This is a genomic window from Pseudonocardia lutea, assembly GCF_042658055.1.
GTDB classification, from domain to species: Bacteria; Actinomycetota; Actinomycetes; order Mycobacteriales; family Pseudonocardiaceae; genus Pseudonocardia; species Pseudonocardia lutea.
Map to the genome: position 1 here is coordinate 1 of NZ_JBHSQK010000118.1, position 16,181 is coordinate 16,181.

General features: G+C 75.1%; 13 protein-coding genes. 8 read left to right on the forward strand and 5 right to left on the reverse strand.

The window, feature by feature from the left end; genetic code table 11:
* Window positions 1-187: 187 nt before the first annotated feature.
* Both pruA and ACFQH9_RS31005 read right to left on the reverse strand, forming a co-directional pair.
* Complete coding sequence (gene pruA, locus ACFQH9_RS31000) at window positions 188-1,813, reverse strand: L-glutamate gamma-semialdehyde dehydrogenase (RefSeq protein WP_379571823.1); 1,626 nt, start codon at window positions 1,811-1,813, stop codon at window positions 188-190.
* A 24-nt stretch (window positions 1,814-1,837) separates the two neighbouring features.
* A complete protein-coding gene (locus tag ACFQH9_RS31005) occupies window positions 1,838-2,743 on the reverse strand; it encodes a proline dehydrogenase family protein (protein WP_379571825.1) in 906 nt (301 codons plus the stop codon).
* A 138-nt stretch (window positions 2,744-2,881) separates the two neighbouring features.
* On the opposite strand from ACFQH9_RS31005, the gene ACFQH9_RS31010 reads away from it, so the two are divergent.
* The 5 genes from ACFQH9_RS31010 to ACFQH9_RS31030 all read left to right on the forward strand — a co-directional run bounded on the left by ACFQH9_RS31010 (window position 2,882) and on the right by ACFQH9_RS31030 (window position 8,594).
* Window positions 2,882-4,030, forward strand: a complete 1,149-nt coding sequence (locus ACFQH9_RS31010; RefSeq protein WP_379571827.1) for a PucR family transcriptional regulator — start codon at window positions 2,882-2,884, stop codon at window positions 4,028-4,030.
* A gap of 116 nt (window positions 4,031-4,146) precedes the next feature.
* Complete coding sequence (locus ACFQH9_RS31015) at window positions 4,147-5,328, forward strand: ATP-binding protein (protein ID WP_379571829.1); 1,182 nt, start codon at window positions 4,147-4,149, stop codon at window positions 5,326-5,328.
* A gap of 148 nt (window positions 5,329-5,476) precedes the next feature.
* Window positions 5,477-7,120 (forward strand): PP2C family protein-serine/threonine phosphatase, encoded by a 1,644-nt coding sequence (locus ACFQH9_RS31020; RefSeq protein WP_379571831.1) that lies wholly within the window; start codon window positions 5,477-5,479, stop codon window positions 7,118-7,120.
* Window positions 7,117-8,235, forward strand: coding sequence for a cobalamin B12-binding domain-containing protein (locus ACFQH9_RS31025; protein WP_379571833.1), 1,119 nt, complete (start codon window positions 7,117-7,119; stop codon window positions 8,233-8,235). Before ACFQH9_RS31020 ends, ACFQH9_RS31025 begins: the two co-directional genes overlap by 4 nt.
* Entirely contained in the window at window positions 8,232-8,594 is a 363-nt protein-coding gene (locus ACFQH9_RS31030) for an STAS domain-containing protein (RefSeq protein ID WP_379571835.1), read from the forward strand. The genes ACFQH9_RS31025 and ACFQH9_RS31030 overlap by 4 nt, the downstream gene beginning before the upstream one ends.
* Window positions 8,595-8,600: 6 nt before the next feature.
* Here ACFQH9_RS31030 and ACFQH9_RS31035 read toward each other — a convergent pair whose 3' ends face one another.
* Window positions 8,601-9,836, reverse strand: a complete 1,236-nt coding sequence (locus ACFQH9_RS31035; protein WP_379571837.1) for a sensor histidine kinase — start codon at window positions 9,834-9,836, stop codon at window positions 8,601-8,603.
* Window positions 9,837-9,890: 54 nt separating this feature from the next.
* Between ACFQH9_RS31035 and ACFQH9_RS31040 the strand changes: the two genes are divergently transcribed.
* Window positions 9,891-10,547 (forward strand): response regulator, encoded by a 657-nt coding sequence (locus ACFQH9_RS31040; RefSeq protein ID WP_379571839.1) that lies wholly within the window; start codon window positions 9,891-9,893, stop codon window positions 10,545-10,547.
* Window positions 10,548-10,625: 78 nt separating this feature from the next.
* Here the strand turns inward: ACFQH9_RS31040 and ACFQH9_RS31045 are convergent, their stop codons facing one another.
* Complete coding sequence (locus tag ACFQH9_RS31045; protein ID WP_379571841.1) at window positions 10,626-11,405, reverse strand: peptidoglycan-binding domain-containing protein; 780 nt, start codon at window positions 11,403-11,405, stop codon at window positions 10,626-10,628.
* Window positions 11,406-11,916: 511 nt separating this feature from the next.
* Here ACFQH9_RS31045 and ACFQH9_RS31050 point away from each other — a divergent pair.
* Window positions 11,917-14,460: a Pls/PosA family non-ribosomal peptide synthetase gene (locus ACFQH9_RS31050; protein WP_379571843.1), complete on the forward strand. Its 2,544-nt coding sequence runs from the start codon at window positions 11,917-11,919 to the stop codon at window positions 14,458-14,460.
* A gap of 39 nt (window positions 14,461-14,499) precedes the next feature.
* Here ACFQH9_RS31050 and ACFQH9_RS31055 read toward each other — a convergent pair whose 3' ends face one another.
* Entirely contained in the window at window positions 14,500-15,519 is a 1,020-nt protein-coding gene (locus tag ACFQH9_RS31055) for a methyltransferase (protein ID WP_379571845.1), read from the reverse strand.
* A gap of 228 nt (window positions 15,520-15,747) precedes the next feature.
* Between ACFQH9_RS31055 and ACFQH9_RS31060 the strand changes: the two genes are divergently transcribed.
* Window positions 15,748-16,149, forward strand: a complete 402-nt coding sequence (locus ACFQH9_RS31060) for a hypothetical protein (RefSeq protein ID WP_379571847.1) — start codon at window positions 15,748-15,750, stop codon at window positions 16,147-16,149.
* Window positions 16,150-16,181 lie beyond the last annotated feature (32 nt).

Below are 16,181 nucleotides of genomic sequence, written 5' to 3' on the forward strand. Positions count from 1 at the left end.
ATCGCCGCCCAGCTGGTCAAGCGCGGCGGCCTCGACTGACCCGCACTATGGAACCATGATGCGGTTCTCGAGCCGTTCTGACCGCATTATGGTTCCCATGGTGCGAGGTCTCCGGCCCGGGGAGCGCATCATGGTTCCATAGTGCGAGATTCTCGGCACTCTGGGCGCATTGTGGTTCCCGAGTGCGTCATTGCATGTGCGGGTAGGTGTGGTCGGTGGGCGGGACGAGGGTCTCCTTGATCGCCCGGGGGCTGGTCCAGCGCTGGACGTTGAGCATCGAGCCCGCCTTGTCGTTGGTGCCCGAGCCGCGGCTGCCGCCGAAGGGCTGGCGGGAGACGATCGAGCCGGTGGGCCGGTCGTTGACGTAGAAGTTGCCCGCGGCGTGCCGCAGCACCCGGTGCGCCTCGTCGATCGCCGCGCGCTCGGTGGCGAACACGGCGCCGGTGAGGGCGTAGGCGCTGGTGCGGTCGACCAGCTCCAGGGTGGACGACCAGTCGGCGTCGTCGTAGACGTGCACCGCGAGGACCGGGCCGAAGTACTCGGTGGTGAAGGCCTCGTCGCCGGGGTCGGTCCCGACCAGCACGGTGGGGTCGACGAACCAGCCCTCGGCGTCGTCGCTGCCCCCGCCGACCAGGACGTCGAGCGAGGCGGTGTTCTTCGCCCGGTCCAGCGCGGCGCGGACCCGGCCGAAGGCGCGGGCGTCGATCAGGGCGCCGCCGAAGTTGCGCAGGTCGGCGACGTCGCCGTAGGTCAGCGAGGCGGTGACCTCGGCGAGCTCCTCGCGCAGCGCCGACCACAGCGAGCGCGGCACGTAGGCGCGGGAGGCCGCCGAGCACTTCTGCCCCTGGTACTCGAAGGCGCCGCGGACCAGGGCCGTGGTCAGCGGCGCCGGGTCGGCCGAGGGGTGCACGACCACGAAGTCCTTGCCGCCGGTCTCGCCGACGATCCGCGGGTAGCTGCGGTAGGTGTCGAGGTTCTCGGCCAGCGTGCGCCAGAGCGTCTTGAAGGTGGCCGTGGAGCCGGTGAAGTGCAGGCCGGCGAAGCCCGGGTCGGTGAGGGCGACGCGGGAGACCGCCAGCCCGTCCCCGGTCACCAGGTTGATCACCCCGGGCGGCAGGCCGGCCGCCTCGAGCAGCCGCATCGTGTACTCGGCGGCGAGCTGCTGGGTCGGCGTGGGCTTCCAGACGACGGTGTTGCCCATCAGCGCGGGCACCGTCGGCAGGTTCCCGGCGATGGCGGTGAAGTTGAACGGGGTGATGGCCACGACGAAGCCGTCGAGCGGGCGGTGGTCCATGCGGTTCCACTCGCCGGGGACGCTGCGGGGTTGCTCGGCGAGGACCCGGCGGGCGTAGTGGACGTTGAACCGGAGGAAGTCGATCAGCTCGCAGGCGGCGTCGATCTCGGCCTGCTGCACGGACTTCGACTGGCCGAGCATGGTGGCGGCGTTGAGCGTGTCCCGCCACGGCCCGGCGAGCAGGTCCGCGGCCCGCAGCAGGACGGCCGCGCGCTCGTCGAAGGGCAGGGCGGCCCACTCCGGCGCCGCGGCCTTCGCGGCGGCGACGGCCTCGGCGACGTCGGCGTCCGTGGCGTTGGCGGACACCCCGATCACCGAGCGGTGCCGGTGGGGCTCGACGACGTCGAACCGCTCGCCGGAGGCCGTCCGCCGCTTGCCGGCGATCGTCATCGGCAGCTCCGGGCGCTGTCCGCGCAGCTCGGCGAGCCGCTCCTCGAGCGAGGCACGTTCGGCGGTGCCGGGGGCGTAGGTGTGCACCGGCTCGTTGGCCGGCTCGGGGACGGCGGTGATCGCATCCATGATCGAACTCCTCGGGACGACGGATCAGCGGGTGAGGAGGGCGCGCAGCAGGAAGCCCAGGTTGGCGGGGCGCTCGGCGAGGCGGCGGGCGAAGTAGCCGTACCAGTCGGCGCCGTAGGGGACGTAGACGCGCATGCGGTGCCCGGCCGCCGCCAGCCGGTGCTGCTCGGGGACCCGGACGCCGTAGAGCATCTGGAACTCGAAGGTCGCGGGATCACGGCCGTACCCCTCGGCGAGCGCGATCAGGCGGGGATCGTGCGTGGCGACCATCGGGTGGCCGGGTCCGGCGAGGAGGATGCGCAGGCAGCGCTCGTACGAGGCGTCGACCTCGGCCTTCGCGGTGTAGGCGACGGAGGCCGGCTCGGCGTAGGCACCCTTGACCAGCCGCACGCGCGACCCCTCCCGGGCCAGGTCGGCGCAGTCGCCCTCGGTGCGGCGCAGCGCGGCCTGGACGACGGCGCCCACCCACGGATGTTCGGCGCGCAGCTTCGCGACCGTCTCCAGGGTGGTGTCGACGGTGGTGTGGTCCTCCATGTCGACGGTCACCGTGGTGCCGGCGCGGTCGGCGGCGGCGCAGATGGCGGCGGCGTTGTCCAGGGCGACGGTCCCGGGCAGGGCGGCGCCGAGCGCCGACAGCTTCACCGACACCTCGGCACGGTCGGCGAGGCCGTGCGCGGCGAGCCCGTCGAGGGCGGCGACGTAGGCGTCGCGGATCGCGGCGGCCCGGGTGGCGTCGGTGGTGTCCTCGCCGAGGTGGTCGAGGGTGACGAGCAGGCCGGCGGCGGTGAGCTCACCGGTGGTGGCGAGGGCCGCGTCGAGGGTGTCGCCCGCGACGAACCGGTCGACCACCCGGCGGGTGGTGGGCGCACCGGTCACGAGGCGGCGCACGAGCGGGCGGCGGCTGAGGGCGAGGACGGACGCGCTGAACACGGCAGGTCTCCCTTCCGACCTCCGGCGGGGCGGACGGGACCGACCACCGCCGGTGTGGTGTGACGGTAGGGAGTTCCCGTTCGCACGCCCATGGACGAACGTCCGAAGCTCCACCGCTGTCGCTCCTACACTTGTCCGATGGAGCTGCAGGAGCTCGTCGACGAGGTCTCCCGCGTGCTGGGTGAGCCCGTGGTCCTGGAGGACCGCGACTTCAACCTGGTCTGCTACGGGGCGCACCCGGACGAGCTGGACCCGGTCCGGCAGCGGTCGATCCTGCACCGCCGCTCCGCGCCCGAGGTGCAGGACTGGTTCGAGCGCTTCGGCATCGCGACCAGCGAACGCCCGGTGCGCACGCCCGCGGACCCCGGGTTCGGGGTGGTCGCCAGGGTGTGCCTGCCGGCCCGGTGGAACGGCGTGACCTACGGCTACGTCTGGGCGCTCGACGCCGCCGGGCGGCTGGCCGGCCCGGAGGCCGACGAGCGGCTCGACCGCGTGATGCGGCACGCCGGCCGCGCCGGGACGATCATGGCGGGGCAGGCCCGCACCCGCGAGCACCTCGCGGAGCGCGCCCACGACCTGCTGGCCGGCGACCCGGCCACGGCCGAGATCGCGGCCGCCGAGATCGACCGGCTCGGGGCGCTGGCCCGCGACGTCCCGGTCCGGGCGGTCGCCCTGCACCTCGCCGACGGCGGCCCCGTGCCCCCGCTCAACCTCTGGCGGCTGCCCCGGGCCGCCGTGGCGACCGCCGCGGACGATCCGGCGGACCCCACGGTGCTGCTGCTGACGCCGTCGGCCGACGCGGACCACCTCGCCGAGGTCGCGCGGCGGCTCTACGCCGACCGGCTCGAGGGCGCCGACGCCACCCGGCTCGTCGCGGGGATCGGCGGGGAGCGGGCGGACCTGGTTGGGCTGCGGGACAGCGTCCGGGAGGCGCGGCTCGCCGCCCGGGTGGCGCACGCGGTGCCCCGCCTGCGGCCGGTCGCCCGGTGGGACGCCCTCGGTCCCTACCGCCTGCTGGCCTGCGGGCCGCGGCCGGCCCTCCGTGAGGGCGCGGTCGATCCCGCGGTGCGCCCGCTCTTCGACCACCCGGTGCTGGCCGGGACCGCGGCCACCTACCTGGACCTGGCCGGCAACGCGCAGCGCACGGCCGAGGCGCTCGCGATCCACCGGCAGACCCTGTACTACCGGCTGGGGCGGATCGCGCAGCTCACCGGGCTGGACCTGGCCGACGGGCGGGACCGCCTCACCCTCCACCTCGCGCTGACGTTCCGGCCGTTGGTGGGGTAGGGGCACTCGGCCCACGGGCGCGCGCGGTCGGCCCCGTTCCCCTAGCATCGCCCGGTACCGACGGAACCCGGCACCGTTCAGCACAGTGCGGTCGCGCGACCCACGAGGAGCGGACCGTGTTCGACGGAGCGAGCCCGCAGAAGTCCGGTGTGCGCAAACCCGGCCGCGTCGACGCCGTGCACGCGACCCGGCTGCTGGACACCGGGCCGGAGGAGGCCTTCAACCGGCTCACCCGGATCGCGGCGATCGTGCTGCGCACGCCCATGATCGCCCTCACGGTGGCCGACGACCTCCGCGCCGGCGGGGTGGAGCACCTGGCGGGCGGCGGGATGATCCTGGGCCTCGCCCGGGGCGTCGTGATCGGGATGCAGCGGCTGGAGCTCGCCACGGGCGACGAGCTGGTGCTCTGCACGGACGGGGTGACCGAGGCGCGGGCGTGGTCGTCGTCCGGATCGGGAACCCCGCGGCAGCGGACGGGTATCACCGGCGGTGAGGTGTACGAGTACCCGGTGGACGAGGGGGGAAGGGGGACGCACGGGGTGACGGTTCCCGAGTACGACGACGTGTCGTCGCTGCTGCGTGCCGTCACCGCCGCGGAGGGCGGGACCGCGCACGTGCACCTGGAGGGGCGGCTCGCGCCCGACACCGCGCCCGACGCGGCGGCGCACCTCGCGCGGCTCCTGCAGGGCTACGACCGGGTCGTGGTGGACCTCGACGACCTGCGGGTCGAGCGGCTGAGCCTGCTCGCGGTGCTGGCCCGGGCGGCGCGGGACGCCGGCGGCTGGCCGGAGGCGCGCCTCGCGCTGGTGGCCAGGGACGGCCAGCTCCGGCGGATGCTGCGGGCGGCCGGGGTGGCCGACCGGGTCGCCGTGGCCGACGAGGCCGACCTGGCCCTCGACCGGGCCGAACGGCGGCCGGCCGTGGTCGACGCGACCTGGACCTTCCCGGGTGAGCCCGAGATGGTGGGGCGCGCCCGGCGCGCGGTGGACCGCAGGCTGGCGGCGTGGGCCTATCCCGGCGACCCCGAGGACGTCGCGCTCGTGGTCAACGAGCTGGCCGCCAACGCCGTCGAGCACGCGAAGACGCCGTTCGCCGTGACCGTGACGCTGGACCGTGACGGGTTGCGGGTCGCCGTCGGCGACCGTTCACCGCTCCCGCCCGTCCTCCGGCCGCACGATCCGGGTGCCGCCCGCGGCCGCGGCCTCCAGCTCGTCGACTCGCTGGCCGCGGCGTGGTCCGTGGACGACCGGGGCGCCGGGAAGATCGTGTGGGCGCTCCTGACGCCCGACCGGGGCTGAACCGGGCGTCGCCGGGGAATCCCGACCTCCCCTCCCGCGTTGCACCGTGTTCGTGCCCTTTGGACAGGCGCCACGACCATGAGCGACACTGACCCGACCGATCGCGAACGGGAGTAGGTGAGAAGGGCCGCTGCGGCGCCCCGCATCCGTGACAGAGCCCGAGCACGCCCCCGACGGGTCGCTCCTCGTGATCGACCCCCGGATCGACACCGCGCCGTACCCGGCCGTGGTGGCGGACGCCGCCGGGACCGTCCGGGCCCTCAACCGGGCCGCGCGCTCCCTGCTGCCGGCCGTGCGCGTCGGCGAGACCCTGACCGCGACCGCTCCCGCGTGGCTGGCCGAGTCGCACGCGTCCCTCGCCACCGACCCCGGGCCCGGGGCCGCCGCCCAGGGCCGGGTCGACCGGCGCAGCCTCGAGGCGCACGCCGTCCGGCACGAGGACGGCACGGTCACGTGGTGGCTCGTCGACGACACCGACACCCGCCTGGCCCGCGAGGCGCTGCGCAGCGAGCAGGCCCGCACCGCGTTCCTCACCCAGGTGTCGACCGCGCTGCTGGGGTCGCTGAACGTGCAGCGCTGCATGGAGATCACCACCGGCCTGGCCGTCGAGAACCTCTCTGACGCCGCGATCGTGATGGCGCCGGCCTCCCGCGGCCGCCACCCGACCGTGACCGCCGTCCGCGGCGGCACCCCCGTCCACCACGTGCTCGACGTGGACCCCGACGAGGTCCCCGGCCTCCCCGAGGCGCTGCAGGGCTTCCCGCCGGTGCCCTCGCGCTGGCTCGACCCGAGGGCGGTCCCGGGCTGGCTGCGCCCCGAGGGGTTCGGCGAGGTCGGGTCGATCGTCGTCGTCCCGCTGCCCGGGCACGGGGTGCCCGCCGGCGCGCTGATCCTGATCCGCGGGGCCGGCGCCGCCGAGTTCGGCGAGGACGAGGAGGTCGTCGCGCGGCTGTTCGCCACCCGCGCCGGCGTGGCCATGTCGGCGGCCCGGATGTACGACCAGCAGGCCTCGATCACCGAGACGTTGATGCGGGACCTGCTGCCGCCCGCGGTCACCCGGCTCTCCGGGGTCGAGTTCTCCGCCCGGTACCGCGCCTCGCAGGACGGCGAGCGGGTCGGCGGGGACTTCTACGACGTGCACCCCGCGAGCGAGGAGGACGGGGAGTCCCTGGTGGTCCTCGGGGACGTCTGCGGCAAGGGCCTCGACGCCGCCGTCCTCACGGGGAAGATCCGCAGCACGCTGCACGCGCTGCTCCCGCTGGCCGGCGACCACCAGCGGATGCTGAGCCTGCTCAACGGCGCGCTCCTGAACACCCACGACGCCCGGTTCGTCACCCTCGTGCTCGCCTCGGTCGCCCGGGCCGGGGCCGGGGTGCGGCTGCGCCTGACCTGCGGCGGACATCCGGCCCCCTTGGTGGTCCGCGCGGACGGGCGGGTCGAGGAGGCCCCCACCCGGGGCACCCTCATCGGCGCGATGCCCGAGGTCAGGGCCACCACCGCGGACGTCACGCTGAGCCCCGGCGAGACGTGCCTGATGTACACGGACGGCATCACCGAGGCGAAGGGCGGCCCCTTCGGCGACGAGCTGTTCGGCGAGCTGCGCCTGCAGCGGGTGCTCGGCGAGTGCGCCGGGATGCCCGCCGAGGCGGTCGTCGAGCGGGTGCAGATGCTGGCGTCGCAGTGGGTGGGCCGCGGCGCGCACGACGACATGGCCGTACTGGCGATCACGGCTCCCCGCGGACAGCACCTGACCGCGGTGGGGGGGCACGGACGAGGCAGGTACACCGCATGACCGATCCGACGACCCGTACCCCGACCGGGCCCGAGGAGACCCTCCCGCAGCACTCTCTTCCCCAGCACTCCCTCCCCCGGTACGTCGACGCGCTGTGGGCCGCCGCGATCGCGGGCGACGAGTACGGCGCCACGGACGTGGTGTTCGCGGCGCTGGACGCCGGCGTCGACCCCGAGGCCGTCCTGCTCGACGTCGTGGGGGCCGTGCAGCGCAGGGTCGGCCGCGAATGGGCGGCGAACCGGATCAGCGTCGCGCAGGAGCACACCGCGACCGCGATCGACGAGCGTGTGGTCGGCGCGGTCGGGCACCGGGTGCGCACCGAGCCGCACCGCGGCCGGATCGCCGTCGCCTGCGTCGACGGCGAGTGGCACGCCCTGCCCGCCCGGCTCCTTGCCGAGGTGCTGCGGCTGCGCGGGTTCCGCGTCGACTACCTCGGCGCCCAGGTCCCGGCCCCGCACCTCGTCGAGCACCTGCAGCGCACCGCGCCCGAGGCGGTGGCCCTCTCGGGCTCGATCGCGACCCGGCTGCCCACCGCGCACGCCACCATCACCGCGTGCCGGGCCACCGGCGTCCCGGTGATCGCCGGTGGCGCCGCCTTCGGCTCGGACGGCCACTACGCCCGGCTGCTCGGGGCCGAGGCCTGGGCGCCCGACGCCCGCGCCGCCGCGGACCGGCTCGCGGCCGGCCCCCTGCCCCGACCGCAGAACAGCACCCAGGCCATCGACGACCTGCCGCACCTCGGCGACCAGGAGTACACGATGGTCACCCGGACCACGCCGCAGCTGGTCAAGGCGGTGTACACCGGCCTGGAGCAGCGGCTGCCGGTGATGGCGCGCTACACCGAGCAGCAGCGCCAGCACACCGCCGAGGATCTCGAGCACATCGTGCAGTTCCTGGCCACAGCCCTCTACACCGGCGACGACGAGCTGTTCGGCCGGTTCCTGTCCTGGACCGCGGAGATCCTTGAGGCCCGGTCGGTGCCGCCGGGCTTCCTGGTCCCCGCCCTGGACCTGCTGGGTGCGGAGCTGCGGGACTTCCCCCGGGCCACGGCCCTGCTCGAGGGCGCCCGGGCGCAGCTGGCGGCCTCAATCATCGGGGCGCGGGAGTCCGCGTGACGGCGGGGCAGCGGCTCACCTGCAGCTGGGCGGTCGCCGGGCGCCGGACGGGTCGGCTCACCCTCGTCGGCGACCTCGACTACGACCACGCCGACGAGGTCAACCGCGTGCTCGTCGAGGGCCTCGGGGCGCACCCGGGCCTGGGCGCGGTGCACCTCGACTGCGCCGAGGTCGCCTTCTGCGACTCCTACGGGCTCTCCGCGCTGCTCATGGCCCACCGGCACATCCGGGCGGCCGGGGCGCGGCTGCACCTGGACAACCTGCAGCCCGGCCTGTCCCGCCTGCTCGAGCTCACCCGCACCCTGGAGTACCTCACCGCCGACGGCGCGCCCTCGAGGGCGGAGCAGCTCGACACCTGACGTCGCTCAGACCGGGTCCGCCGGCACGTCCACCGCCACGACCGTGCCCGAGTCGGGGCCGGGGCCGATCCGCAGCCGCCCGCCCGCGGCCTCGATCCGTACCGCGTGCGAGGCCAGGCCGATGTGCCCGCCGCCCGGGTCGGCGGCGTCGGGCCCGATGCCGGTGCCGTCGTCCGCGACGACCATCCGGGCGCACCCGTCGGCGAAGCTCAACGTGACGTGCGCGGTGCGGGCGTGGGCGTGCTCGGCGACGTTGGCCAGCAGCTCGCGGGCCGTCCGGTGGAGCAGGGGATCGGCGGTCGTGCGCAGGTCGGCGGGCCAGCCGTCGGCCCGGACCTCCGCGGTGAACCCGCCGCGCGCCCCCGCCGTGGCGGCGAGCTCGCGCACGGCCGCCGGGAGCCCGGCCTTGGCCAGCACGGCCGGGTGCAGTTCGGCGACCGTGGAGCGCAGCAGCCGGGAGGTCTCGGTGAGCGCCCGGTCGAGCCGGTCGAACGCCTCGGGGTCCCCGGAGTCCCGGGCCTCCTCGAGGTCCATCCGCGCGGCCAGGACGTACTGGAGCGCGCCGTCGTGTAGGTGCTCGGAGAGGGAGCTGCGTTCCCGCTGCTCCAGGTCGCCGAGCTCGCCGAGCAGCTCGCCGCGGGTCTGCACCAGCCGCCCGATCTGCGCGACCCGGGACCGCTGGATCAGCGACAGCCCGATGCAGCCCGCCGCGACCCCGCCCGCGATCACCGTGCGCAGCAGCAGCGAGCTCCACGGCTCCTGGTTGGCCGCCATCGTGGCGATGCCCGCGATCAGGTAGACGACCACGGTCGGGATCACGACCGCCGCGCACACGCGGGGGCGGAGCTGGGTGGCGGCCAGCACCGGCAGCAGCAGGAACCCGGTCGTCACGACGTCGGAGGTCCAGCTCTGCGGCGTCGCCACCCCGGTGAGCAGGGTCAGCACCGCCAGCACCACGAGGTCGCCCAGCAGCGCGATCCACCCGAGCCGGACCGCCCGGTCGCCACCGCGGCGGACGGCCACCGCCACCGCGAGGGCGAACACCGCGTAGCAGGCCGCGATCACCCGGCACGTCGCGACGGAGTGGGCGGGCGGCACCGACACCACGGTCAGGGCCACGAAGGCCACCAGCACCCAGCGCAGCGCGACCTGCAGCCGGACCCCGCGACGGGCGTGCTCGACGGCCACGGCCAGCACCGCGGGGCCGCCGGGCGGGGCGGGTGCGCCGGTCGGAGTGCTCATCCATCCGCCCTTCGGTCGTGGTCCGCGCATCCTGTCCCTCCCTATGCTTCACCCGTGACCGCCGGCCGAGGGGGCGACGCGCGCATCCGCGTGCTGGTCGCCGACGACCACCCGTTCTTCCGCGACGGCGTGGCGCGCGGGCTCGTGCAGAGCGGCCGGATCGAGGTGGTCGGCGAGGCCGGCGACGGTCGCGAGGCGCTCGAGATGATCCGCACCGAGTCCCCGGCGGTCGCGCTGGTGGACTACGAGATGCCCGACATCGACGGCCTCGGGGTCGTCCGCGCCGTCGTGCGGGACGGGTTGGTCACGCGGGTCCTGCTGCTCTCCGCCCACACCGAGAGCGCCGTGGTGTACCAGGCGCTGCAGGAGGGTGCGGCCGGCTACCTGGCCAAGGACGCGCGCCGGGCCGAGATCGTGCAGGCGGTGCTCGACGTGGCCCACGGCCGCACCGTCGTGCCGCCCGAGCTGGCGGCGGGCCTGGCCGGCGAGATCCGGATGCGGGCCGCGTCGGACGGGCCGGTGCTGAGCGAGCGCGAACGCGAGGTGCTCGCCGCGTTCGCCCGCGGGCTGTCGATCCCGCAGGTCGCGAAGGAGCTGGTGATCGGGGTCAGCACGGTCAAGACCCACACCCAGCGGCTGTACGAGAAGCTCGGGGTGTCGGACCGGGCGGCCGCGGTCGCGGTCGCGATGCGGCGGGGGCTGGTGGAGTAGCCGGGGAGCGGGCTCCGACGCGGCGACGGCGACGGGCCCGCGCGGGCGCGGGCCGTCGGCGGGGTCCCGGGGCGGGCCTCACATGCCCGGCATCCCTCCCATCTTGCCGTCGTTCGGCTGGCCACCACCGTTCGTCTGGTCGCCACCGTTCATCTGGCTGCCGCCGTTCGTCTGGTTACCCCCGTTCATCTGGCTGTTCCCGTTCATCTGGTTGTTCCCGGTCGCCAGCATCCTCGCGAGCGCGGCCTGGGTGGCGGCGTTCATCTGCCCGGTCTGCGGGAGCCCCGCGTCGCGCTGCAGGTAGGTGATCGCCTGCGTGGTCTGGGCGTTCATCACGCCGGTGACCGGGCCCTCGTAGTAGTTCAACTGGCCGAGCTCCTTCTGCAGCGTCTCGATCGCGGCCGAGGGCGCCGGCGGGGCCGGCGGCGCGACGTGCCCGCCATTCGACGAGCCACCGTTCGCGCTGGTGCCGGCGGTGCCGGCGGTGGCGCCCGTACCGGGCACGACGTGGGCCGGCACCGGCGCGTGGCGCGCCGGCGCCGTGGCGGCGAGCCCGGGGTCGGCCGGGATCGGGGCGGCGTCGTGGCCGTAGCCGAGCCCGTAGACCAGGCCGGCGGCGAGGCCCGCGGCCACCACCAGGGCGCCGGCGGTCAACCCGACCCGGCGCCAGGTCTCCTTCCGGCCCGGCACGTCGGCCGGATCGTCGGGGCAGACGTAGGCGCCGTGGGCCCGGGACCACGAGTACAAGGCCTCGGAGTACGGGGCGTCGGCGAACGCGTCGCCCGCGGCGTCGCGGGGCCGCGGGTCGCGCGGGTCCTGCGGGGCCGGCGGGACGGCGAGGGTGTCGGTGGTGCTCATCGGGTTCTCCTTCCGGGCTGGTCCGGGGCGTTCGCCCCGTCGAGGAGAACTCTGCTGCGGATCCGACCCCGCCACCGTCGGTCCGCAGGCCGATCCGCCGCCCGACGCCGGTGTCGGGCGATCGGGGGACGGCCGGGTCGGGACGGGGGCCTTGCGGGATGGGGAGAGGGCCTTGCCCGGCCCGGACGCCGCCCACGGCGACCCCGCGACCCGGCGCGGCGAGAGGTCGCGTTTGTGGCGCCTTGACTACGACGATCGAGTGAGGTTGTTTTCGTTGCGCAACGGTGGTGCGGTGCGGAGGGATCTGTTCGAGACCGGCAGTCGCCGGTCGGGCCAGAACTTCCACCCACAGGCACGCGGGAGCGCCGGGCCGGTCCGAGCCCGCCCTCCCGGCACGCCGGCCGTCTCCCACGCCACGCGGCGCCACGGCCGGTGACCTCACCGGTACCCCGGCGGACGCGTGCGCCCGCACGGCTCCGGTACCGGCCCGTCCGTCCGAGAGTGAGCCCTCGTGACAGGAACGTCCCTCGACCTCACGCCCCCGCCGCACGACGCCACCGACACCGCGACCGCGCTCGGCGCGCTCCTCGCCGAGGTCGTGGGCGTGGAGCGGGTCGCACCCCACGACGACTTCTTCGACCAGCTCGGCGCCGACTCCATGGTGCTGGCCCGCTTCTGCGCGAGGGCGCGCAAGCGGCCGGACCTGCCGTCGCCGTCGATGCGGGACGTCTACGACCATCCGACGGTCGCGAGCCTGGCCGCGGCGCTCGCGCCACCGCCCCCGGCCGAGCCCGGCCGCAAGGCGGACGCGGTCCCGGCGCCCGAGCCCGGTGCCCCCGCACGGCGGGTCGGCACCGCCGGCTACGTGCTCTGCGGTGTCCTGCAGTTCCTCGCGTTCGTCGCCTACGGCTACGGCTTCGCGATCGCCACCACCCTGACCTACGAGTACGTCGCCGCCGGCGCCGGGTTCCCGGGCCTCTACCTGCGGGCGGTCGAGGCCGGCGCCGTGACCTTCGTGGCGATGTGCCTCCTGCCGATCGCGGCCAAATGGCTGCTGGTCGGGCGGTGGCAGCCCCGGGAGATCCGCGTCTGGAGCCTCGACTACTACCGTTTCTGGCTCGTCAGGACCCTGGTCCGGGCGAACCCCCTGCTCCTGCTGACCGGCGGGCGCTCGCACACCAGCTCGGCGTCGCCGCTGACGGTGCTGTACCTGCGGGCGCTCGGCGCGCGGATCGGCAAGGGCGTCACGATCTACTCGCGCACGCTCCCGGTCTGCACCGACCTGATCACCCTCGGCGCGGGCACCGTCGTGCGCAAGGACGCGCAGCTCACCGGCTACCGCGCCCAGGACGGCGTCATCCGGACCGGCCCGGTGCGCATCGGCCGCGACGTCGTCGTCGGGGAGGGGGCCGTGCTGGACATCCGGACCGCGATGGGCGACGGCTCCCAGGTCGGGCACGCCTCCGTGCTGGTCGTCGGGCAGGCCGTGCCGGCCGGGGAGTCCTGGCACGGTGTCCCCGCCGTGCCCGGCGGTGCCGATCTGCACACCGCCGGCCCGATGCGGTGCGGCAGTGTGCGTCGTGCCGCCCAGGCCGCGGTCCAGCTGGTCCTCGCCCTGGGGCTCTACCTGCCCGCCGCGGTGGGGTTCGCGAGCGTCCTGCTCGACGAGTCCCCGTTGAGCAGCGTCCTCGACTCGGGCGCGACGGCCTTCACGACCTGGACGTACTACCGCGACGCCCTGGTCGTGACGACCGTGCTGTTCCTCGGTGTCCTGCTGCTCGGTCTGGTCGGCGTCGCGATCGTGCCGCGGCTGCTGAACCTGCCGCTCCGCGCCGACCGGACCTACCGGCTCTACGGTTTCCACTACGGCCTGCACCGCGCGATCGGCCGGCTGACCAACGTCCGGTTCCTCAACCGCCTGTTCGGCGACAGTTCCTACATCGTGGGCTACCTGCGGTGGATCGGCTACGACGTCGACCCCACCGAGCAGACCGGCTCGAACTTCGGCACCGAGCTGCGGCACGAGACGCCGTTCCACGTCACGGTCGGGCGCGGCACGATGGTCGCGGACGGTCTGTCGGTCCTCAACGCGGACTTCTCGGCGACCTCGTTCCGGATCTCCCGGGTGACCATCGGCCCGCACAGCTTCCTCGGCAATCGGATCCTGTACCCGCCGCAGGGTCGCACCGGCGAGAACGTCCTGCTGGCCACGAAGGTGCTCGTCCCGATGGACGGCGAGGTCCGCCACGACACGGGCCTGCTGGGGGCGCCGTCCTTCCGGATCCCGCGCACCGTCGAGCGCGATCAGCAGCTGGCGACCGTGCGGTCCCGCACCGAGCTCCGCCAGCGGCTCTCCCGCAAGAACCGGTACAACCTGCGCAGCATGGCGCTGTTCCTCGCCGTCCGCTGGGTCCACCTGCTGGGCATGGTGCTGCTGGCCCTGGGGGCCGCCGACCTCTACCGGGCCCTCGGTGTCGAGGCCGTGGCCCTCGACCTGGTCGGGTCCCTGCTCTTCACCGTCGTGTTCTTCTGCCTCGTGGAGCGGGCCGTGCTGCGGTTCCGGTCGCTGACGCCGCGCTCCTGCTCGATCTACGACCCGTACTTCTGGTGGCACGAGCGGTTCTGGAAGCTCGTCATCCCGGACTTCGACCAGGCCTTCGCGGGCACGCCGTTCAAGAACCTGCTCTCGCGGGCCCTCGGGGTGCGGCTCGGCCGGCGGGTCTTCGACGACGGGTGCTTCCTCCCGGAACGCACGCTCGTCACCATCGGGGACGAGGCGACCCTGAACTTCGGCACCGTCGTGCAGTGCCACTCCCAGGAGGACGGGGCGTTCAAGTCCGACCGCAGCACCGTCGAGGCCCGTGCCACCCTCGGTACCGGCGCCTTCGTGCACTACGGCGTGACGGTGGGCCAGGGTGCCGAGCTCGAGGCGGGGACCTTCGTCATGAAGGGGGAGGAGGTCCCGGCGGGCGCGCGCTGGGAGGGCAACCCGGCGCGGGAGGCCACCGGTCCCACGACCCCGACGCGTCCGGTGGCACCAGGACCGCTGTCGTGAGGTCGCGGACGACCCGCTCGCCCGGGTCCTTCCCGGGAGTCAGCCGACGGGCACGGCCTCCATCACGGAGCGCCCCGGCCCGGCGGGGACGACGGCCTCGACGGCGAACCCCGCGTCGCCCAGCAGGGCGGTCCACTCGTCCTCGGTGCGCTCCCGCCCGCCCGCCGACACGAGCATCATCAGGTCCAGGAACTTGGTCAGGGCGTCCTCGCCGGGCGGCCCGACGACGCCGTCGACCACCAGCAGCCGCGCCGAGGCCGGCAGCGCCTGCCGCACGCGCCGCAGGATGGTGAGGGCGTCGCCGTCGGACCAGTCGTGCAGGACGCGCAGCAGGACGTAGGCGTCGGCGCCGGACGGCACCGCGGCGAAGAAGTCGCACCCGACCAGCTTCACGCGGTCCGCGACGCCGGCGGCCTCGAGCACGGCCGGCGCCCGCTCGAGGACGTGCGGCTGTTCCGCCAGGACCCCCCTGACGCCGGGGTGGGCGCGCAGGATCGCCGCGAGCAGGACGCCGGTACCGCCGCCGACGCCGGCGACCACTCCGTACCGCCCGAAGTCGTGCGCGGCGAGGATCGCGTCGGCGTAGGAGGCGGCCATGGTTCGCATCGCCGCGTCGAAGACCTCGGCCTCCTCCGGGTGCCGGCGCCGGTACTCCCAGATGTCGGTGCCGAGGGCCTGCCGGGCGGCGCTCTCGCCGGTGCGGATGCTGTGCCCGAGCTCGCCCCAGGCCCGCCACTCGTAGCCCGCGCAGAACATCCGGACCGCCGGGTCGAGCGAGTGCGGGTGGTCCCGGCGCAGCAGCTCGCCCATGGCGGTGAGCGAGAAGCGCCGGTCGTCGTGCTCGGCGAACACGCCGATCGCGGCCAGGGCCCGGAGCAGCCGGTACAGCGCGTCGGGGTGCGTCCCGGTGGCCGCGGCGAGATCGGCGGCGGGCCTCGGCCCGTCGGCGAGCAGGTCCGCGACGCCCAGCTCCGCCGCGACCGCCAGGGCCTGCGAGCGCTGGTAGCCGCGCGCGATCGCCATCAGCGTGCCGTAGTGCCCCGGCACCGGATCGTCCATGTCGGCCTCTCCCCGTGTGGTCGCACCGCCTCGCCCGGGGACTCGCTCCACCCGTCGCCGGCGTGACGGCGGGGACCCGCCGAAACACGCATTCCCCCGGCGGCGACCTCCCGGTCGGCCCCTCGCGCGAAGGTCACGGGAGGGTCACGATCGGGGGCCGGGGCAATCCCGCGGGCCCGCCCCGCCGTAGCACCGGAGCCGGGGAGTCCGGCCGACGAGAGGAGCCCCATGACCCGCTCGCACGCCGCGTCCGCCGTCTCTCCGGCGGTCCTGAACCTGCTGCGCGTCCTGGCCGCGCTGTCCGTCCTGGTCATCGTGGTGCAAGGGGCGAGCGCGGGGGAGATCCTGTCCCGCAGCGGGGCCGCCGAGGCACTGCACGCCGGCGGCGCGGTCGTGGTGCACGTGCTCACCGGGCTGACCGCGATCGCCGCGTTCCTCGTGGTCCGCTCGACGGGCGGACCGTGGTGGCCGGCGGTCCTGGCCGCCGCCCTGTTCGTGGTGACCTTCCTCCAGGCCTACCTCGGCAGCCACGGGGTCATGGCGGTGCACGTGCCCCTCGCCATGATCTGCCTGGTGGGAGCGGTGTGGGTCCTGGTCTGGTCACTGGCCGCGGGCCGGGCCCGGGGCTGAGCAGCCCGGGGCCGGGGGGAGAGGAACGAACG